The organism is Thermococcus nautili (assembly GCF_000585495.1).
GTDB classification, from domain to species: domain Archaea; phylum Methanobacteriota_B; class Thermococci; order Thermococcales; family Thermococcaceae; genus Thermococcus; species Thermococcus nautili.
In genome coordinates, this window is the sequence record NZ_CP007264.1 from 1,901,501 (window position 1) to 1,917,254 (window position 15,754).

The 15,754-nt window shown below is 54.8% G+C and carries 25 protein-coding genes and 5 tRNA genes; 22 read left to right on the forward strand and 8 right to left on the reverse strand.

All coding sequences use genetic code 11. The features are described from left to right. Positions 1 to 37: 37 nt before the first annotated feature. The 17 genes from BD01_RS11200 to BD01_RS10620 all read left to right on the forward strand — a co-directional run bounded on the left by BD01_RS11200 (position 38) and on the right by BD01_RS10620 (position 6,888). A complete protein-coding gene (locus BD01_RS11200; RefSeq protein WP_084606355.1) occupies positions 38 to 625 on the forward strand; it encodes a class I SAM-dependent methyltransferase in 588 nt (195 codons plus the stop codon). Continuing rightward, a tRNA-Ser gene (locus BD01_RS10545) sits at positions 611 to 697 on the forward strand. The genes BD01_RS11200 and BD01_RS10545 overlap by 15 nt, the downstream gene beginning before the upstream one ends. Before the next feature lie 42 nt (positions 698 to 739). Continuing rightward, complete coding sequence (locus BD01_RS10550; protein ID WP_015859575.1) at positions 740 to 1,189, forward strand: 30S ribosomal protein S13; 450 nt, start codon at positions 740 to 742, stop codon at positions 1,187 to 1,189. A 10-nt stretch (positions 1,190 to 1,199) separates the two neighbouring features. After that, positions 1,200 to 1,742 carry a 30S ribosomal protein S4 gene (locus BD01_RS10555; protein ID WP_042692877.1) on the forward strand — a complete coding sequence of 181 codons (543 nt, stop codon included), beginning with the start codon at positions 1,200 to 1,202 and terminating at the stop codon, positions 1,740 to 1,742. Continuing rightward, positions 1,739 to 2,161, forward strand: a complete 423-nt coding sequence (locus tag BD01_RS10560) for a 30S ribosomal protein S11 (protein WP_042692880.1) — start codon at positions 1,739 to 1,741, stop codon at positions 2,159 to 2,161. The genes BD01_RS10555 and BD01_RS10560 overlap by 4 nt, the downstream gene beginning before the upstream one ends. A gap of 29 nt (positions 2,162 to 2,190) precedes the next feature. Then, positions 2,191 to 2,973, forward strand: a complete 783-nt coding sequence (locus BD01_RS10565) for a DNA-directed RNA polymerase subunit D (RefSeq protein WP_042692882.1) — start codon at positions 2,191 to 2,193, stop codon at positions 2,971 to 2,973. 1 nt (position 2,974) lies between these two features. Next, a tRNA-Leu gene (locus tag BD01_RS10570) sits at positions 2,975 to 3,062 on the forward strand. A 58-nt stretch (positions 3,063 to 3,120) separates the two neighbouring features. After that, entirely contained in the window at positions 3,121 to 3,486 is a 366-nt protein-coding gene (locus BD01_RS10575; RefSeq protein WP_042692884.1) for a 50S ribosomal protein L18e, read from the forward strand. A 6-nt stretch (positions 3,487 to 3,492) separates the two neighbouring features. After that, positions 3,493 to 3,921, forward strand: coding sequence for a 50S ribosomal protein L13 (rplM, locus tag BD01_RS10580; RefSeq protein WP_014122445.1), 429 nt, complete (start codon positions 3,493 to 3,495; stop codon positions 3,919 to 3,921). Between the two features lie 10 nt (positions 3,922 to 3,931). Further along, the gene (locus tag BD01_RS10585) at positions 3,932 to 4,339 is read left to right on the forward strand and encodes a 30S ribosomal protein S9 (protein WP_015859569.1); all 408 of its coding nucleotides are present in this window, start codon (positions 3,932 to 3,934) and stop codon (positions 4,337 to 4,339) included. A 32-nt stretch (positions 4,340 to 4,371) separates the two neighbouring features. Continuing rightward, complete coding sequence (locus tag BD01_RS10590; protein ID WP_011250450.1) at positions 4,372 to 4,569, forward strand: DNA-directed RNA polymerase subunit N; 198 nt, start codon at positions 4,372 to 4,374, stop codon at positions 4,567 to 4,569. A gap of 17 nt (positions 4,570 to 4,586) precedes the next feature. Then, a tRNA-Pro gene (locus tag BD01_RS10595) sits at positions 4,587 to 4,664 on the forward strand. Positions 4,665 to 4,721: 57 nt separating this feature from the next. Next, on the forward strand, positions 4,722 to 4,895 hold the full coding sequence (locus BD01_RS10600) for a DNA-directed RNA polymerase subunit K (RefSeq protein ID WP_042692889.1): 174 nt from the start codon (positions 4,722 to 4,724) through the stop codon (positions 4,893 to 4,895). 6 nt (positions 4,896 to 4,901) lie between these two features. After that, positions 4,902 to 5,927 carry a hypothetical protein gene (locus tag BD01_RS10605; RefSeq protein ID WP_042692892.1) on the forward strand — a complete coding sequence of 342 codons (1,026 nt, stop codon included), beginning with the start codon at positions 4,902 to 4,904 and terminating at the stop codon, positions 5,925 to 5,927. 15 nt (positions 5,928 to 5,942) lie between these two features. Continuing rightward, positions 5,943 to 6,548, forward strand: coding sequence for a 30S ribosomal protein S2 (gene rpsB, locus BD01_RS10610; protein ID WP_042692893.1), 606 nt, complete (start codon positions 5,943 to 5,945; stop codon positions 6,546 to 6,548). Positions 6,549 to 6,587: 39 nt separating this feature from the next. Then, positions 6,588 to 6,675, forward strand: a tRNA-Leu gene (locus tag BD01_RS10615). Between the two features lie 57 nt (positions 6,676 to 6,732). Next, on the forward strand, positions 6,733 to 6,888 hold the full coding sequence (locus tag BD01_RS10620) for a 50S ribosomal protein L40e (protein ID WP_014122450.1): 156 nt from the start codon (positions 6,733 to 6,735) through the stop codon (positions 6,886 to 6,888). Here BD01_RS10620 and BD01_RS10625 read toward each other — a convergent pair whose 3' ends face one another. Beyond that, positions 6,889 to 7,218 (reverse strand): PadR family transcriptional regulator, encoded by a 330-nt coding sequence (locus tag BD01_RS10625; RefSeq protein WP_042692896.1) that lies wholly within the window; start codon positions 7,216 to 7,218, stop codon positions 6,889 to 6,891. A gap of 106 nt (positions 7,219 to 7,324) precedes the next feature. On the opposite strand from BD01_RS10625, the gene BD01_RS10630 reads away from it, so the two are divergent. Then, positions 7,325 to 7,624 (forward strand): FUN14 domain-containing protein, encoded by a 300-nt coding sequence (locus BD01_RS10630; protein WP_042692899.1) that lies wholly within the window; start codon positions 7,325 to 7,327, stop codon positions 7,622 to 7,624. A 4-nt stretch (positions 7,625 to 7,628) separates the two neighbouring features. On the opposite strand, the gene BD01_RS10635 is transcribed toward BD01_RS10630, so the two are convergent. Together BD01_RS10635 and BD01_RS10640 are read right to left on the reverse strand one after the other, a co-directional pair. After that, entirely contained in the window at positions 7,629 to 8,390 is a 762-nt protein-coding gene (locus BD01_RS10635) for a metallophosphoesterase family protein (RefSeq protein ID WP_042692901.1), read from the reverse strand. A gap of 641 nt (positions 8,391 to 9,031) precedes the next feature. Then, positions 9,032 to 9,109 (reverse strand) — tRNA-Arg (locus BD01_RS10640). 67 nt (positions 9,110 to 9,176) lie between these two features. On the opposite strand from BD01_RS10640, the gene BD01_RS10645 reads away from it, so the two are divergent. Next, positions 9,177 to 9,626 carry an Lrp/AsnC family transcriptional regulator gene (locus tag BD01_RS10645; protein ID WP_042692902.1) on the forward strand — a complete coding sequence of 150 codons (450 nt, stop codon included), beginning with the start codon at positions 9,177 to 9,179 and terminating at the stop codon, positions 9,624 to 9,626. Here BD01_RS10645 and BD01_RS10650 read toward each other — a convergent pair. From BD01_RS10650 to BD01_RS10670, 5 genes are read right to left on the reverse strand one after another with little or no spacing between them, the layout of a single operon-like run. Then, positions 9,609 to 9,938 carry a hypothetical protein gene (locus tag BD01_RS10650; RefSeq protein WP_042692905.1) on the reverse strand — a complete coding sequence of 110 codons (330 nt, stop codon included), beginning with the start codon at positions 9,936 to 9,938 and terminating at the stop codon, positions 9,609 to 9,611. The genes BD01_RS10645 and BD01_RS10650 overlap by 18 nt on opposite strands. Before the next feature lies 1 nt (position 9,939). Beyond that, positions 9,940 to 10,656, reverse strand: a complete 717-nt coding sequence (locus BD01_RS10655; protein ID WP_042692907.1) for a phosphoribosyltransferase family protein — start codon at positions 10,654 to 10,656, stop codon at positions 9,940 to 9,942. Between the two features lie 55 nt (positions 10,657 to 10,711). Beyond that, positions 10,712 to 11,200, reverse strand: coding sequence for a YkgJ family cysteine cluster protein (locus BD01_RS10660; RefSeq protein WP_042692909.1), 489 nt, complete (start codon positions 11,198 to 11,200; stop codon positions 10,712 to 10,714). A 4-nt stretch (positions 11,201 to 11,204) separates the two neighbouring features. Continuing rightward, positions 11,205 to 11,444 (reverse strand): Lrp/AsnC family transcriptional regulator, encoded by a 240-nt coding sequence (locus BD01_RS10665; RefSeq protein WP_042692912.1) that lies wholly within the window; start codon positions 11,442 to 11,444, stop codon positions 11,205 to 11,207. Beyond that, positions 11,441 to 12,787 (reverse strand): signal recognition particle protein Srp54, encoded by a 1,347-nt coding sequence (locus tag BD01_RS10670; RefSeq protein ID WP_042692915.1) that lies wholly within the window; start codon positions 12,785 to 12,787, stop codon positions 11,441 to 11,443. Before BD01_RS10670 ends, BD01_RS10665 begins: the two co-directional genes overlap by 4 nt. Positions 12,788 to 13,202: 415 nt before the next feature. On the opposite strand from BD01_RS10670, the gene BD01_RS10675 reads away from it, so the two are divergent. The 3 genes from BD01_RS10675 (at position 13,203) to BD01_RS10685 (ending at position 15,727) form a co-directional block, all read left to right on the forward strand. Further along, on the forward strand, positions 13,203 to 14,057 hold the full coding sequence (locus BD01_RS10675; RefSeq protein WP_042692917.1) for a damage-control phosphatase: 855 nt from the start codon (positions 13,203 to 13,205) through the stop codon (positions 14,055 to 14,057). A 78-nt stretch (positions 14,058 to 14,135) separates the two neighbouring features. After that, on the forward strand, positions 14,136 to 14,345 hold the full coding sequence (locus tag BD01_RS10680) for a hypothetical protein (protein ID WP_042692919.1): 210 nt from the start codon (positions 14,136 to 14,138) through the stop codon (positions 14,343 to 14,345). Positions 14,346 to 14,425: 80 nt separating this feature from the next. Further along, a complete protein-coding gene (locus BD01_RS10685; RefSeq protein WP_042692921.1) occupies positions 14,426 to 15,727 on the forward strand; it encodes a hypothetical protein in 1,302 nt (433 codons plus the stop codon). The last annotated feature ends 27 nt before the right edge of the window (positions 15,728 to 15,754 follow it).

The following is a 15,754-nucleotide window of genomic DNA, read 5'->3' on the forward strand; positions in this document are numbered from 1 at the left end:
CGTGCATCTTTATAAACCCCTCAACGAAGCACCGCACATGAGCCACTACTACTCCGAGGAGCCGAACGTTCCGCTGAGGACGAAGACGATAGAGGTCTGCCTTAGGGGCCACTGCTTCAAGTTCATCACTGCGAGCGGTGTCTTCTCCTTCGGGAAGCTCGACCGGGGGACGGAGTTGCTCATAGAGAACATGGTTCTCGATAGGAACTGGCGCGTTCTTGACCTGGGCTGTGGCTACGGGGCAATCGGGATAGTTGCATCGCGCTTCGTTGACTACGTCGTCATGACCGACGTGAACAGGAGAGCGATTAGCATAGCGAGGAAAAACTTAAAAATCAACGGCGTTAGAAACGCCGAGGTCAGGTGGGGAAGCCTCTACGAGCCCGTTAAGGGCGAAAAATTCGACTCAATCATCACCAATCCCCCCGTGCACGTGGGAAAGGAAGTCCTGAGGGAAATAGTTATAAACGCTCCCCGGCATCTCAACGATGGTGGCCTCCTGCAACTGGTGATTAAGACGAAGCAGGGGGCAAAGTATATTAAGGCCCTCATGGAGGAGACCTTCACCGAAGTGAGAGAGCTCGCGAAGGGGAGCGGTTACCGCGTGTACGCCGGGATTGCCTAGCCTGGGAAGGCGCGGGCCTTGAGAGCCCGTGGGCGTTTGCCCGCCGGGGTTCAAATCCCCGTCCCGGCGCCAAAATCCCTTTGATTCCCAAGAGGGATGGGAGGTGTATTCGTAATGACCGAGAACTTCAGGCACATAGTCCGCGTTGCGGGCGTTGATTTGGATGGACACAAGCAGTTGAGATGGGCACTGACAGGGATTAAGGGAATAGGAATAAACTTCGCCACGATGGTGCTCAGGGTTGCAGGGCTCGACCCCTACATGAAGGCCGGCTACCTCACCGACGAGCAGGTCAAGCTGATAGAGAAAATCCTCGAGGACCCCGTTGCCCACGGAATCCCGGCTTGGGCCGTCAACAGGCCGAAGGACTACGAGACTGGCAAGGACATGCACCTCATTACAGCTAAGCTCGTTATGGCCTGGCGTGAGGACATCAACAGGCTCAGGAGAATACGCGCCTACCGCGGTATAAGGCACGAGCTCGGCCTGCCGCTCCGCGGTCAGAGAACCAGGTCGAACTTCAGGCACGGAACCACTGTCGGCGTTAGCAGGAGGAAGAAGTGAGGTGGTGTAAATGGGAGACCCGAAGAGGCAGAGGAAGAAGTACGAAACTCCCTCTCACCCCTGGATTAAGGAGAGACTCGACCGCGAGAGGGTTCTGAAGAGGAAGTACGCCCTCAAGAACAAGAAGGAGCTCTGGCGCCACGAGACCCAGCTCAAGGAGTTCAGGCGTAGGGCGAGGCGCCTTCTCGCCGCCCGCGGTAAGCAGGCCGAAATCGAGAGGCAGCAGCTCCTCCAGAGGCTCCACAGGCTCGGCCTTCTCCCGGCCGACGCCGTTCTTGATGACGTCCTCTCGCTCACCGTTGAGGACGTCCTTGAGAGGCGCCTCCAGACTATCGTCTACAAGAAGGGACTCGCCAGGACCATCAAGCAGGCCAGGCAGCTCATAGTCCACGGCCACATCGAGGTCAACGGCCAGATAATCCGCTCACCCGGCTACCTCGTCCTCCGCGAGGAGGAGGACACGATAACCTACGCCAAGAACTCCCCCTTCGCGAAGGAGGGTCACCCCGAGAGGATGGTTATTGAACAGGCCAAGCAGGGTGGTGAGGCATGAGCGAGGAAACCCAGCAGCAGGTTAACCTTAAGAAGAAGGAGAAGTGGGGAGTTGCCCACATCTACTCCTCCTACAACAACACCATCATCCACATCACCGACCTCACCGGGGCCGAGACCGTCTCCAGGTGGAGCGGTGGTATGGTCGTCAAGGCCGACAGGGACGAGCCCTCTCCGTACGCGGCCATGATTGCCGCCAAGAGGGCCGCTGAAGAGGCCATGGAGAAGGGCTTCGTCGGTGTTCACATCAAGGTTCGCGCCCCCGGAGGAAGCAAGAGCAAGACCCCCGGACCCGGTGCTCAGGCGGCAATCAGGGCCCTCGCGAGGGCTGGCCTCAAGATAGGGCGCGTCGAGGACGTTACCCCGATACCGCACGACGGAACCAGGCCCAAGGGCGGTAGGCGCGGTAGGCGCGTCTGACCTTTACAACTTCTTTTTTGGTGATGCAAATGGAGCCGAAGTTTGAAATTCTTGAAAAGAGGGAGGACTCGATAAAGTTCATCGTTAGCGGCATAGACGTCGCCTTTGCCAACGCCCTTAGGAGGACGATTCTCGCTGAGGTTCCTACCTTCGCCGTTGACGAGGTAGAGTTTTTCGAGAACGACTCCGCTTTATTCGACGAGATAATCGCCCACCGATTGGCCATGATTCCCCTCACGACACCCGTTGAGAGGTTCTCGCTCGACGCACTTGAACTCGACGACTACACCGTTACCCTCTCACTTGAGGCAGAGGGGCCAGGTATGGTTTACTCCGGCGACCTCAGGAGCAGTGACGAGGGAATAAAGCCTGCCAACCCGAACATTCCGATAGTCAAGCTCGCCGAGGGGCAGAAACTCACGCTCAACGCTTACGCCAAGCTCGGACGCGGAAAGGACCACGCCAAGTGGCAGCCGGGCTTCGTCTACTACAAGTACCTGACGAAAATCCACGTGAGCAAGGACGTTCCCGAGTGGGAAGAGCTCAAGGAGCTCGCCGAGAGGCGTGGTTTGCCCGTTGAGGAGAAGAAGGATGAGATTGTCATAACTACCACCAAGGCCTTCTACCTGCCGAGGAAGTTCGAGGCCTACGAGGGCGAGAAGATTAGGGAAGAGGTAGTGCCTGGAACGTTCGTCTTTACAGTGGAAACAAACGGAGAGCTCCCCGTTGAGGAAATCGTGAGCATAGCGCTCAAGATACTCATGAGGAAGAGCGATAGATTTATAAACGAACTCCATAAATTAGCCGACTGACGCGGGGGTAGCCGAGCCTGGCCAAAGGCGCGGGATTCAGGGTCCCGTCCCGTAGGGGTTCCGGGGTTCAAATCCCCGCCCCCGCACCATAACGCTCACCCCGTCCACCTGTCGGTTTCCCTGCGAGAGCGTTGAGGAGGTATGTTCATGGTCAAGAGAACCGGTCCCACCGACATCAACCTGAGAAGGCTCATTCGGGCACTCAGGAAGAAGTCGAACGAAGAGGGAGTTAAGATTTGGAAGGACATCGCTTGGCGCCTTGAGAGGCCAAGGAGGCAGAGGGCTGAAGTCAACGTCAGCAAGATAAACCGCTACACCAAGGAGGGCGACACCGTCATCGTTCCGGGAAGCGTTCTCGGAGCCGGAAAGCTCGAGCACAAGGTCACCGTTGCCGCCTGGAAGTTCAGCGAGACCGCTAAGAAGAAGATTGTCGAGGCCGGTGGCGAGGCCATCACCATCGAGGAGCTTATGGAGAGAAACCCGAAGGGTAGTGGAGTAATCATAATGGAGTGATGGGCCATGAGGATTATTAACGCTGAAGGACTCATACTCGGAAGGCTCGCCTCGAAGGTTGCCAAGATGCTCCTCGAGGGCGAAGAGGTCGTCATAGTCAACGCCGAGAAGGCCATCATCACCGGAAACCGCGAGGACATCTTTGCCAAGTACAAGCAGAGGACCGAGCTCAGAACCAGAACCAACCCGAGGAGGGGTCCGTTCTACCCGAAGAGGAGCGACGAGATAGTCAGGAGAACCGTCAGGGGCATGCTCCCCTGGAAGACCGACCGCGGAAGGAAGGCCTTCAGGAGGCTCAAGGTCTACGTCGGCGTTCCCAAGGAGTTCGAGGGCAAGGAGCTTGAGACCATAAGCGAGGCCCACATGTCGAGGCTTGCCACGCCGAAGTACGTCACCGTTGGTGAAGTGGCGAAGTTCCTCGGTGGAAAGTTCTGAGGTGAGAAAGATGAGGGTCATCCAGACTGCTGGAAAGAGGAAAACCGCTATAGCGAGGGCCACCATAAGGGAAGGAAAGGGAAGGGTGAGAATCAACCACAAGCCCGTCGAGATAATCGAGCCCGAGATAGCGCGCTTCACCATCATGGAACCGCTCATCCTTGCCGGCGAGGAGATAGTCAGCAAGGTTGACATCGACGTCAAGGTCGAGGGCGGAGGCTTCATGGGTCAGGCCGAGGCCGCGCGCGTTGCCATAGCCAGGGCTCTCGTCGAGTGGACCAACGACATGAACCTCAAGGAAAAGTTTATGAAGTACGACAGGACTATGCTCGTTGGCGACAGCAGGAGGACCGAGCCCCACAAGCCCAACCGCTCGACCAAGGGTCCGAGGGCCAAGAGGCAGAAGTCCTACCGTTGATGCCTCCCCTTTAACAATTTGAGGTGTGGGAAATGATAGTCCCCGTCAGGTGCTTCACCTGCGGAAAGGTGCTGGCAGACAAGTACTACGAGTTCAAGAAGAGGGTTGAGGCCGGGGAAGACCCGGGTAAGGTCCTCGACGACCTCGGCGTCGAGAGGTACTGCTGCAGGAGAACGCTCCTCAGCCACGTGGAGCTCATCGACCAGGTAATGGTTTATAAAGTCTACTAAAAACCGCAATTCTGGGCGGGGCCGTGGGGTAGCTTGGTCTATCCTCCCGGCTTGGGGTGCCGGAGACCCGGGTTCAAATCCCGGCGGCCCCACCAACATTCCGTTCACTGAAAAAACCTCTCTTGAAGGTGTGGAAGGAAGGGGTGGTAAGTATGTTCAAGTACACCCGCTTTGAGAAGGCCCGCATCATCGGTGCGAGGGCTCTCCAGATAGCGATGGGCGCCCCCGTGCTGATAGACGTTCCCGAGGGAATAACTCCCCTTCAAGCTGCCTTGATGGAGTTCGAGAAGGGAATAATCCCGCTCACCGTAATAAGGCCGAGCTGATGAACGATGACGGTGATAGAGAACGTAATCGGCAGGGTTGCAGTGCTCAGGGGTGGGAAGTACTCCGTTGAGGTAGACGTCATAACCAGCTCGGGCTTTGGGCGGTTTGCCTCGCCGATAGACGAGAACCCGAGCCTCTACATAGCCGAGGCTCATCGCGCTGTGAGTGAGGTTGATGAGATAATCGGGCCCGAGCTGATAGGCTTTGACGCAACTGAGCAGGAACTCATAGACAGCTACCTCTGGGAGATAGACGGGACCGAGAACTTCGGACACATTGGAGCTAACACCGCGCTGGCGGTTTCGATAGCCACCGCAAAGGCAGCCGCGAGCGAGAAGAACCTTCCCCTCTACAGCTACCTTGGTGGAACCTTCACCACCGAGTTGCCCGTCCCAATCCTTGAGCTCGGTCGGGGTGAGGAGTTCGACTACTACGTCATGGTTCGCGATTTGATGGAGATTACCGACGTCGTTGACGCTTTCAACAGCGTCCTTGAGAACGTTGAGGGCAACACCGTTGAGGCCTACTCAAAGGCCACCGAAAAGGCCACCGACGAGCTCGGCCTTGAGGTTGCCCTCGGACTCGTCCAGAAGAAGGAGCTCGATATAGAGACCGTCCTCTCGACGGTTGAGGACAACAACGTTGCCTACATAAAGCCCATTGGCGGTGAGGAGCTCTTCCTTGAGCTCATAGCCGGAACCCACGGGGTCTTCGTTGACGGCGAGTACCTCTTCCGCGAGAAGGACATACTCGACAGGCGCTACTACAACGCGCTCTCCATAAAACCCATAAACCTGGGCACGCTCACCGACTTGTACAACCTCATAAACGACGCCAAGTCGGAGAGAATTGTTCCAATCCTCTCGGAGGCTCGCTATGAGTCCTCCGATGAGGCCCTCGCCCACCTCGCGGTGGGCTTCCGTTGCCCGGCGATGGTGCTCCACTCGAACTCCATCGCCAGGCTGAACGAGCTGATAAGAATAGCTGAGGATTTGGGTGAAAGGGGCAGGATAATAACCTTTGAAGGATGAGGAGGTGTGAAGGAAATGGAGGAGTATCTCGTTCCACTCGACCAGTATCTGGCAGCGGGTGTCCACATCGGCACCCAGCAGAAGACCCAGGACATGAAGAAGTTCATCTACCGCGTCAGGCAGGATGGCCTCTACGTCCTCGACGTTAGGAAGACCGACGAGAGGCTCAAGGTCGCTGGCAAGTTCCTGGCCAAGTTCGACCCGGAGAGCATCCTCGCTGTCAGCGTCAGGCTCTACGGCCAGAAGCCCGTCAAGAAGTTCGGCGAGGTCACCGGTGCCAGGGCCATTCCAGGCCGTTTCCTCCCGGGAACCATGACCAACCCGCAGGTCAAGAACTTCTTCGAGCCGGACGTCATCATCGTCACCGACCCGAGGGCCGACCACCAGGCCATGAAGGAGGCCGTTGAGATTGGAATACCGATAGTTGCCCTCGTTGACACTGAGAACTTCCTCAGCTACGTTGACCTCGCAATCCCGACCAACAACAAGGGTAGGAAGGCCCTCGCGCTCATCTACTGGATACTCGCAAGGGAGATACTCTACAACAGGAAGGAAATCGAGAGCAGGGAGGACTTCAAGGTTCCCGTTGAGGACTTCGAGATGAGGATTGTGAGGACCTGAGGGGAAGGTTTTTAACTTTCCCCCTGTATTTCCCCTCGCGCGGGGGTGCCCGAGCCTGGCCAAAGGGGCCGGACTTAAGATCCGGTGCCGCAGGGCTTCGCGGGTTCAAATCCCGTCCCCCGCACCAAACCTTTAAAAGTTCCCCGTTGAACGAAACCCGTCAAGGTCATTTGAGGTGGTTGAGATGGCGAGATTCCCCGAGGCTGAAGCAAGAATCTTCAGGAAGCTTATCTGCATGCGCTGTGGCGCCACCAACCCGTGGGGCGCAAAGAAGTGCAGAAAGTGTGGTTACAAGGGGCTTCGCCCCAAGGCCAGAGAACCGCGCGGTGGCGGACGCTGATTAGGTTTTCTTCAACTTTTTCAGCGTTTCTTCCAGAAACTCTATTCCCTCTTTTAGCAGTTCCTCGCCCTTCGGCGTGAGCTTGTAGTACTTTCTGGCCGGCTTTCCGGTTTCGCTCTCCTGCCACTCGGCGGTGACGTAGCCGTCCTTCTCAAGCTTGTACAGGACGACGTACGAGCTGACGGTGGCTGGCTCGAAGTCGAAGGCTTCCTTTATGCGCTCCTTGAGCTCGTAGGCGTACATCGGCCTCTCCTCGAGGAGCCGGAGTATGTAGAGCCAGAGCACCTCTTTCGTAACCTTATTCCTCAACCTCTCTATCGGCGTCGTCATGCTCCCACCTGTTTTACGTCTTGTAAATATTTTGGAGGCGTGTAATTTAAGCCTTTTGGGGATAAGGTTTTATACGTTCGCTTCCTAAGGAACCTCGGTGGTGATTATGGATTTCAACGTGAGTGGCATGTTTGGAGATATGGGCGTTGGAGCCCTCGTTGGATTCATCACCGGATACGCTCTCAAGAAACTCATGAAGCTGGCGATGGCTATAATCGGTGCCTACGTCCTGAGCCTGTTCTACCTCCAGCAGAAGGGCGTGATAACAATAAACACAGACAAGCTATTCAACCTGACAGGTAGCATCACCCAGCAGGTGGTCAGCCTCAGTCAGAAGGTCGTGGGAATCCTTCCTGGAACCAGCGCCTTCGTCGCGGGCTTCTACATTGGCTTCAAAAAAGGATGAGGAATCAGACCTTCCCGCGGTAGAGAATCTTGATTAGTTCCTCAGGAAGACCTTCCTTCTTGATTTTCTCCTCGATGAGCTTCTTTTCCTTCTCGTAGTCCACCTCGATGAACTTGGCGTGGAGCGTGTCAACGTCAACCAGCGCGAAGGTTGCCTTGTGGTTCTTGCCCGGCGGATAGCCTATGCTTCCTGGGCAGATTACCCTTCCATACCTCGTCATTGCGTTGACCGGGTACTTCGGCGACGCCACGAAGAGTATCTCGTAGTCTTTGACTGGCCTCATTATGGCCTCGTAGTAGCTGGTCGGCTGGTCCGGGAGAACCTGGCCCTCGAAGGGGTTGAGCGGGCTTCCATAGACGCCGAAGATGTCGTTCTTGCCTATCTTGTCCACGAGGTAAATCGGCAGGTCCCTGATGAACTCCCTGCCATCGTGACCAAGCTTCTCCCACGTGTACTTCAGGGCCTTCTTGATGTAGTCTGGGTAGTCCAGCCTGTCAATGTAGTCGGGCCCCTCCGCGTGCGGGTCGCTGGCCGCTATGACCTGGTCGAACTCACCGCGGATGACCTTGACGACGTTGTTCCTGATGAGGTCGTCGAGCGTGTCAAGAACTTCTTTCGGGTACGGGAAGAGGCCGACCACGTTTCCAAGGACGTAGTACTTCTCAATCTCATAACCTTCTTCCTTGAGGGCCTCAATCTTCTCGAGGGCCTTCGCCAGAGCGGGAAGGTTTCCGTTTATGTTCGCCAGAACCGCCACGTACACCATGGTATCACCCCCATTTTTTCTTACCTGAAGAAACTAAAAGCTTCAAGGTATTTAAACGTTTCGGGGCATTTGGGTTTCACAAAAGGGTATTGGGAGGGCTCGGGGCATCAGAAGGGAAGGCGTCCCTTCTTTTTCTTGACCCTCTTCTCCCTGTGCATGCTCTCAAGGTAGAGCAGGAGTGCGTCCTCTATCATCTCTATCACCTCCTTTGGTTTTGTTGGTGGGATTCTGCTTCTTCCATGCGGTCGGGAAGTTCCGCTGGTGGCCATTAGGGCATCGGTTTCCGAAGGTGCCGACAGAACTTTTTAACGGCCCTTGGAATTGAGTACGGCGGAACTCTAAGGGGCAAACAAGTCTGGAAAAGCCCACTCAAAGTTCGTGATTCTCTTAACAGGGACTTTTTGTGTGTTTGTGCTTTCAGAGAGCCTTTTGGCTTTGGAATTCTCTGGGTTGGGGCATTTTATTGTTTGGGTTTACACTTTTCCGCGCTCTGAAGGAGCGCCTTTCAGAGTAAACTTCCACTGTAAGGCCCCGGTGAAGCGAATTCCAGTGTAGATTACATTCAAGAGTGCACACTTTTGGGTTACACTTTGGAGGAGAACCACGAACTTTGATGAACTTTTGCCAAGCAAAAGTTTCTATGGCGGACCGGCGGGGCTTCGAACCCCGGACCTGCGGCTTAGGAGGCCGCCGCCCTATCCTGGCTAGGCTACCGGTCCACTGCCCGCTATTCCCTCCCGGAGAAGAGTATTTAAAGTTTACGGTTTACTTTTGGTGGTGAAGGGCATGGTTGACGAGCTGGACCTCAAGATAATCTCGCTCCTCCAGAAGAACGCCCGCCTCTCGTTTAGGGAGATAGCGAGGGAACTCGACGTTGCCGTTGGCACGGTCTACAACCGAATCAAAAAACTCGAAGAGGAGGGGGTTATCAAGGGCTACGCCCCCGTTCTCGACTACGAGAAGCTCGGCTTTGGCCTAACCGCGCTGATTGGAATCAAGGCGCAGGGAAGAAAGATAGCGGAGATAGAAAGGAAGATAGCCGAGAAAACCCGGGCGATGATGGTCTACGACATAACGGGCGAGTTTGACATCTTCGTCATAGCGAAGTTCAGGGACAGGGCGGACATGAACCGCTTCGTGAAGTGGCTTCTCTCCTTGGATGGGGTTGAGAAAACGAACACGAGCGTGGCCATGCAGGTGGTTAAGGAAGAACCAAGGTTAGCCCTTGAGGACTAACACCTCGTCAAGGAAGCGCTTTGCAAAGTCCTCGAAGCTCTCAACTGGAAGCTCCACTTCCTTTCCGTTGACCTTTCCCCTGAAAACGTAGCGTCTCGCCGTTATTTCCAGGATTTTTTTGAAGTCCGGGCTATCTTCGACTGTTCTTTCAAGAACCCTCGTGAACTCGTCGCTGTCGACCTTAACGACAACGCCCTCTATGACGACCCTCTTCCCACACTCCTCCTCACCGCACTCAAACTTGAAGGGAACGCCGGGGGCGAACTCTATCGGCAGGCTCAGCCCCTCGGCGTTGTAGATGAACCCCTTCATGTCAATCCAACCTTATGAGGCTTTCAACCGGGAACTCGTATTCTTCCTGGAGTTTCTCAACGATGTCGCCGACGCTCACGAGGAAGAACATTCCTATCGGCTTTGCTCCGGCCTGCCTCGTCATCTCCACAAGGGCCCTCTGGGTTTCTCCGCTCCTTATCACGTCGTCCACTATGAGAACGTTCTCGCCCTTCTTGAGTGCCCACTGGGGAAGGTACAGGGTCATAACGGTTCCGGAGGCACTGGGAACGTAGCTGACCTCGTAGAACTTCTCAACACCGACTTCCTTCTTCTTCTTGGCGTAGACTATGTCCGCACCAAGTTCCCTGGCTATGTGGACGCCGAGGGCAATACCGTCGGTTGCGGCAGTGAGCACTTTGTCGACGTCCTTGTCGAGGTACCTCCCGGCGACCTCTTCGGCTATGAGGCTCATCAGGGCCGTGTCGCTGAGCACCGGCATGTTGTCGAAGAAGCCCCTCTCGTCGAACTTTATCCTCTTCTTTACCTCCTCCTCGAGGTTTATGTAGGGCAGGAGGAGTTCTAGCAGTTCCCTCGTCCTCTCGGCGCTCGGCAGAACCTTCCCGCGAACGTACCTGTTCAGGACGGTTATGGGCAGTCCCGTTATCTTCGAGAGCTCCTCGTATGTGTAGCTTTTCTTGAGGAGCCTCAAAACCCTGATGAGTCTGAGCTTCTCCTGGACGGACTTCAGCTGGCTCATTCTCTCACCTCCGCGTGCCCGTTGTTTAACAAGAAAATGTATAAATACGTTTCGGTCACCCGAGAACCTTGCGCCGGTACTCCTCTATGACGTCACCGTATTCCCTCAGGAGAAACTCCTTCGTGATGGGCTCCCCCTCGGGATGGTTGATTCCAGGGCAGAACGAGTCCTCCTTTACGTAAATCTCCATCTTCTTTCCGTGTTTGACGAAGATGAAAGGATAAAGCCTGCACGCCAGGGGCCTGTGGTTGTAAATCCTGCACCTCTTCGTTTCTGGGTCAAGGAAAACGCACGCCCCGTCGAAGGGTCTCTTCTTCAGGGCGTAGCCGAGGAACTTATCCCCACGGTAGAAGAGCTTCTCGTAGTCCACGAACTCCCAGGCGTTATAGCCCAGCTCTTCAATCTTGGCGATGTCCTCATCCCGAAGGGGGATTTCAAGCTCCTCACAGCACTTCCCGCAGTTTTCAACGCACTTAAATTTGAAGGATGGGTCGGACTCGACCTCAAGGGTTTCGAGGTCAATAGTCGCGACCCACCGATTCACCCCTTCACCCCCGGTAGGTGCTCGCTATCAGCGTTTCGGTCATCTCTATCTCCGGAATTTTCCTGAGAACCTCATCGTGGAACTTGTCGAGGTCCTCTATCGTGGGCACCTCAACCCTAAGTATTATGTCGTATTCCCCATAGACCCTGTAATCTTCCTTAACGCGCGGGTCCTTCTTGAGCTCCTCGTAGACCTTCTCCTCGTTTCCGGGCTTCACAACCACCAGCACGAAGGCCTCAATCATACCCCGAACCCCCCGAGGTTGAACTTCTTGGCCATCTTAGCTAATTTCCTCTTGTTCATGCTCTTGAACATCTTTTTCATTTGGTTGTATTGGTTTAAAAGCTCTCTGACTTCAGACGTGCTTGTGCCCGAACCCCGGGCAATCCTCTTTATGCGGGAGTAGTTGATTATCTCCGGATGCTCAAGCTCTTCTTCCGTCATCGAGTCCATTATAACGCGGTACCTCTTGAGCTTCTCCTCCCCAACGCGAATTGCCTCGTCGGGGAGCGAATAGCCAAGGCCGGGAATCATCTGGAGTATCTGCTTGAGCGGGCCCATCTTCTGCATCGCCTCGAGCTGGGCGTACATGTCCTTGAGGTTGAACTTGCCCTTGAGGAACTTCTCAACGTCCTCTTCCTTGAATTCCTGCTGCTTCTGGAGCTCTTCAATCTTCTCAAGGAGTCCCTGGATGTCTCCAAGGCCGAGAAGCCTTGAAACGAAGCGCTTGGGGTCAAAGGGCTCCAAATCGTCTATCCTCTCGCCGACACCGATGAACTTAATCGGCGCCCCCGTTGCGGCAACGGCGGAAAGCGCTCCACCGCCCTTGGCCGAACCGTCGAGCTTCGTGACGATTATCGAGCCTATTGGAGTGGCTTCTTTGAAGGCCAGCGCCTGGTTGTAGGCCTGCTGGCCGATGGTCCCGTCTATGACGAGTATGACCTCGTGGGGCTTTATGGCCTCGCTTATCTGCTTCATCTCCTCGATGAGGCCCTTCTCCTCCTTGTGCCTTCCGGCGGAGTCCACGATTATGACGTCAACTCCTTTCTCGCGGAAGTGCTCAACCCCTTCCCTTGCGAGCTTGACCGCGTCCTTCTCGTTGGGGTCGCCGAAGACCTCTATCCCGTAGGAGTCGAGGAGCTGTCTGAGCTGGTGGTACGCTCCGGGACGCCAGGTATCGGAGCAGACGACGCCCACTTTATAGCCCCTCTTCTGAAGGTGCCTCGCCAGCTTTGCCACGCTCGTCGTCTTTCCAGAACCCTGAATACCAACGGTGAGCAAAACGGTCGGCTTCTCCTTTATCTCAAGGGGCTTCGCCTCGGTTCCGAGGAACTTCGTGAGCTCTTCGTAGACTATCTTGATTATGTGCTCCTTCCTGCTGACGCCCGCCGGCGGTTCCTCCTCGAGGGCCCTCTTCTGTATTGTTTTCGTGAGCTGAAGAACGAGCTTGACGTTGACGTCCGCCTGCAGGAGTGCCCTCTGGATGTCCCTAACTACCTCCTTTATCGTCGCCTCGTCAACTGTTCCGGAGCGCGCGAGCTTCCTGAGGGCGTTGTTAAGGGCCTTCCCAAGTTTTTCTAACGCCATCTTACCACCGTTACTATGAGGGCTGGGGAGTTTATAAACGGTTGGGTGGGAGAACCCTGTATAAATGCACGCATTTTTCAAAAACAGCGATGATATGTCTCTTTTCTTTGAACAAAAGTGTTCATTGGAGCTCAAAATCCGTCCTGGGGCATTTTTTGAGCGAGTGTAGAGCTGAAAGTGTCATTCTTGCCAGAAACGGCGCTGAAAACCTTTTTAAACTAAAAAAGACGTATAATAAACTGGAGAGAAAGAAAAGGGGGTGAGAGAGATGATGTGGCCAATGGCTATGTACGAGTACATGCTCATGCGTGAGAGGGAGAAGAAGAGAAGGAAGCCCATACCTGAGGAGCTCGAGTACGTTGAGATGCTCCAGTGAAGTATTTAAACGGTCCTTTCTATTTCTCCTGGTGGTGCTATGAGGATTCATCACGAGTGCATTGCCTGCGCGATAAACCAGTGCCAGAAAATCGTCGAGATGAGCTTAACCGATGAAAATTCCCGCAGGGACGCAATGCTGTTTTCGCTCAAGCGCGCTTCCGAGCTGTTCTCAAAGGACTCAATTCCCGCAGTCGTCGGTGGACTGCTCTTCCTTGACCTCTACGAGTTCATTGGGAACGACGACCCCTTCAGGGAATACAAGCGCCTTTCAAACGAGATGGCAGAGGGGCTCGTCGGTCACTTCGAGAACTCCGACCTTAAAACCGCACTAAAACTCGCAATAGCCGGGAACGTCGTGGACTTCTCGACGGGCTACAACCCCGAGAAGCTTGAGGAGGACATAAGAAGGGTTCTCGATGAGAGCCTTCTCATAGACCACAGCGATGAGCTCTTCGAGATGCTGAAGCGCGCTGGGACACTCCTCTACCTCGTTGACAACTGCGGGGAGATATACTTCGACAGGCTCTTCATCGAGAAGCTGAGGGAGGAGTTCCCCGACCTTAAAATAATCGTCGCGGGCAAGGCGGGCCCGATAATAAACGACGCGACCGTTGAAGACCTCCTCGAGGCCGGGTTTGGGGAAATCGCGGAGGTAATCTCGACGGGCTCAAGATTGCCCGGCACTCCGCTTGACTACGTTTCCGAGGAGTTCCTTGAGGTTTTCCGCTCGGCGGACGTCGTCATTGCGAAGGGACAGGCCAACTTCGAGACCCTCAGCGAGCTCAACGATTCCAGAATCTTCTTCCTGCTCAAGGCAAAGTGCCCTGCAATCGCGAGGGAAATAGGGGTTCCACTGGGTTCCCTCCTCTGCCTCAACCTTTATCTTCGCTGATTGTCGATATTATTTTTAACGAATGTCTATCAGAAAGCCTTTTATACTTTGAAGTTGTAGATAGTAGTGGTGATACCTATGACAACGGTGCTGAAGCGTGATGTTGGTAGGTTTTTGAAGGAGATGAAGGTTCATTACGGCGATGTCTGGAGGATGCCCTCAAGCAAATACCTTCTCCAGCCTGACTTCGTCGTCGTTGACCCCAAGACTGGAAAGAAAACGAAGGTCAGCTTTGTGTCGCTTGACGATGGTGAAGTCGTCGGCGTCGTTTACGACGAGATGGGATGATTTCGTCTTTTGCCTTATCTACTTCTGACTTTGGGCGGAAACCATAAATAGGGCTTTGTTTTACCTGACTTGGTGGGAGCATGGCGGTTGACCTTTACAATGAAGCCCTTTACTTAACGAGAAGTATTAAGGACCCTTACCTCAGGGCTATAACGTACGCGAGAATTGGCTACTACATGCACAGGGCTAAAAACCCCCGTTACGGCGAGGCGTTCACCAGAGCCCTGAAGGCCGTTGCTTCCATAGACAACCCCCTGCTCATCGTGAAGGCGCTCATTGAAGTTGCGACTTTCCTCGGCAAGACAGGCTCAAAAGGGGCCACAAAGACCTTTATCCAGGCATATGAGTCTATTAAAACGTTTCCCCAGCCGCTGAGGGATGAAATGCTTGAAGAGCTCGTCCACAGGCTTTTGGAGCTTGGACGGGTTGACGACGCTTTCTTCTACGCCAAGGAAATTGAGAACCGCGTTAAGCGCAACGACACACTTCTTCAGGTTCTCCACAACTACATTGAAAAGGGCAACCTGCGGAAGGCCCGGCTCATCCTTGAGCTCATCGAAGACGAACCCTGGCATTCCATCGCGGCGTACGAGGTTCTTAAAGAGCACCTTAAACGTGAGGAGTTCGGCAGTGCCATCAAGGTTCTCTCTGAGTTCCAGAGCGAGTACTGGCTCGGGGAGGCCATGAAGGCCGTCGCGGTTCATCTCAAGAAGGCCAACGTTCCGGAGGGCACCTACGAGAAGTTCGTTGATATAGCCCTCGGTATCTCCTCAAAGGTAGGTTTCGAAGTGCTCATATCGTTCCTCATAGGTGTTGCGGCCCAGGGTGAGATAGACTTCGTTATCGGAGTTCTCTCGAAGGTTCCCCGTGAGCTTCGCCCAGAGCTTCTAAAGTCAATAGTTCTAGCGGTTCTTGATAGACCCGAGCTTCTGGAGAGGCTTGTTGATAGACTCATCGGCGATGAGAAGGAGCTCGTTATGAGCGCAATCCTTGACGCCCTCCTTGAAAGGCAGCCCAACTACGAGTACTATGAGCTCGTGAAGAGAATCGGCTCTGAAACCGACAGCGAGAGAGTAATAGTCAAGGCAGTCCGCTACCTGTCGAAGCTCCACGCCTACGACGACGCCTGGGAGCTGGCTTCGAAAGTGACCAATCCGTACCTCCGCTCGCTGGCCTTCGGAAGCATCGCCGTCGAGAAGTTGAAGGAGAACGACGTTGACGGGGCGATAGATGCATCGCTCGAAGTGAAAGACCCGCGCTGGGGCTCGTGGCTCCTCAGCGAAATTCTCGCCAAAATCCTTGAGGTTCAAACCGGCGGCGAGTTAAAAGAGGACATCGAGGAGCGCGCCGAAGCACAGCGCAAACTCTGGGAAGGAAGCTAACGTTTTAAAGCCCTCCCCTCAATTCTC

What these genes read in the sequence shown, in the direction of transcription:
- BD01_RS10560 (WP_042692880.1), top strand. Translation starts at nt 1,739, where the DNA reads ATGAGCGAGGAAACCCAGCAGCAGGTTAACCTTAAGAAGAAGGAGAAG.
- BD01_RS10630 (WP_042692899.1), top strand. Translation starts at nt 7,325, where the DNA reads ATGGATTTCAACGTGAGTGGCATGTTTGGAGATATGGGCGTTGGAGCC.
- BD01_RS10670 (WP_042692915.1), bottom strand. Translation starts at nt 12,787, where the DNA reads ATGGCGTTAGAAAAACTTGGGAAGGCCCTTAACAACGCCCTCAGGAAG.
- rpsB (WP_042692893.1), top strand. Translation starts at nt 5,943, where the DNA reads ATGGAGGAGTATCTCGTTCCACTCGACCAGTATCTGGCAGCGGGTGTC.
- BD01_RS10550 (WP_015859575.1), top strand. Translation starts at nt 740, where the DNA reads ATGACCGAGAACTTCAGGCACATAGTCCGCGTTGCGGGCGTTGATTTG.
- BD01_RS10680 (WP_042692919.1), top strand. Translation starts at nt 14,136, where the DNA reads ATGACAACGGTGCTGAAGCGTGATGTTGGTAGGTTTTTGAAGGAGATG.
- BD01_RS10625 (WP_042692896.1), bottom strand. Translation starts at nt 7,218, where the DNA reads ATGACGACGCCGATAGAGAGGTTGAGGAATAAGGTTACGAAAGAGGTG.
- BD01_RS10590 (WP_011250450.1), top strand. Translation starts at nt 4,372, where the DNA reads ATGATAGTCCCCGTCAGGTGCTTCACCTGCGGAAAGGTGCTGGCAGAC.
- BD01_RS10605 (WP_042692892.1), top strand. Translation starts at nt 4,902, where the DNA reads ATGACGGTGATAGAGAACGTAATCGGCAGGGTTGCAGTGCTCAGGGGT.
- BD01_RS10600 (WP_042692889.1), top strand. Translation starts at nt 4,722, where the DNA reads ATGTTCAAGTACACCCGCTTTGAGAAGGCCCGCATCATCGGTGCGAGG.
- BD01_RS10685 (WP_042692921.1), top strand. Translation starts at nt 14,426, where the DNA reads ATGGCGGTTGACCTTTACAATGAAGCCCTTTACTTAACGAGAAGTATT.
- BD01_RS10585 (WP_015859569.1), top strand. Translation starts at nt 3,932, where the DNA reads ATGAGGGTCATCCAGACTGCTGGAAAGAGGAAAACCGCTATAGCGAGG.
- rplM (WP_014122445.1), top strand. Translation starts at nt 3,493, where the DNA reads ATGAGGATTATTAACGCTGAAGGACTCATACTCGGAAGGCTCGCCTCG.
- BD01_RS10555 (WP_042692877.1), top strand. Translation starts at nt 1,200, where the DNA reads ATGGGAGACCCGAAGAGGCAGAGGAAGAAGTACGAAACTCCCTCTCAC.
- BD01_RS11200 (WP_084606355.1), top strand. Translation starts at nt 38, where the DNA reads ATGAGCCACTACTACTCCGAGGAGCCGAACGTTCCGCTGAGGACGAAG.
- BD01_RS10645 (WP_042692902.1), top strand. Translation starts at nt 9,177, where the DNA reads ATGGTTGACGAGCTGGACCTCAAGATAATCTCGCTCCTCCAGAAGAAC.
- BD01_RS10675 (WP_042692917.1), top strand. Translation starts at nt 13,203, where the DNA reads ATGAGGATTCATCACGAGTGCATTGCCTGCGCGATAAACCAGTGCCAG.
- BD01_RS10565 (WP_042692882.1), top strand. Translation starts at nt 2,191, where the DNA reads ATGGAGCCGAAGTTTGAAATTCTTGAAAAGAGGGAGGACTCGATAAAG.
- BD01_RS10665 (WP_042692912.1), bottom strand. Translation starts at nt 11,444, where the DNA reads ATGATTGAGGCCTTCGTGCTGGTGGTTGTGAAGCCCGGAAACGAGGAG.
- BD01_RS10655 (WP_042692907.1), bottom strand. Translation starts at nt 10,656, where the DNA reads ATGAGCCAGCTGAAGTCCGTCCAGGAGAAGCTCAGACTCATCAGGGTT.
- BD01_RS10650 (WP_042692905.1), bottom strand. Translation starts at nt 9,938, where the DNA reads ATGAAGGGGTTCATCTACAACGCCGAGGGGCTGAGCCTGCCGATAGAG.
- BD01_RS10575 (WP_042692884.1), top strand. Translation starts at nt 3,121, where the DNA reads ATGGTCAAGAGAACCGGTCCCACCGACATCAACCTGAGAAGGCTCATT.
- BD01_RS10635 (WP_042692901.1), bottom strand. Translation starts at nt 8,390, where the DNA reads ATGGTGTACGTGGCGGTTCTGGCGAACATAAACGGAAACCTTCCCGCT.
- BD01_RS10620 (WP_014122450.1), top strand. Translation starts at nt 6,733, where the DNA reads ATGGCGAGATTCCCCGAGGCTGAAGCAAGAATCTTCAGGAAGCTTATC.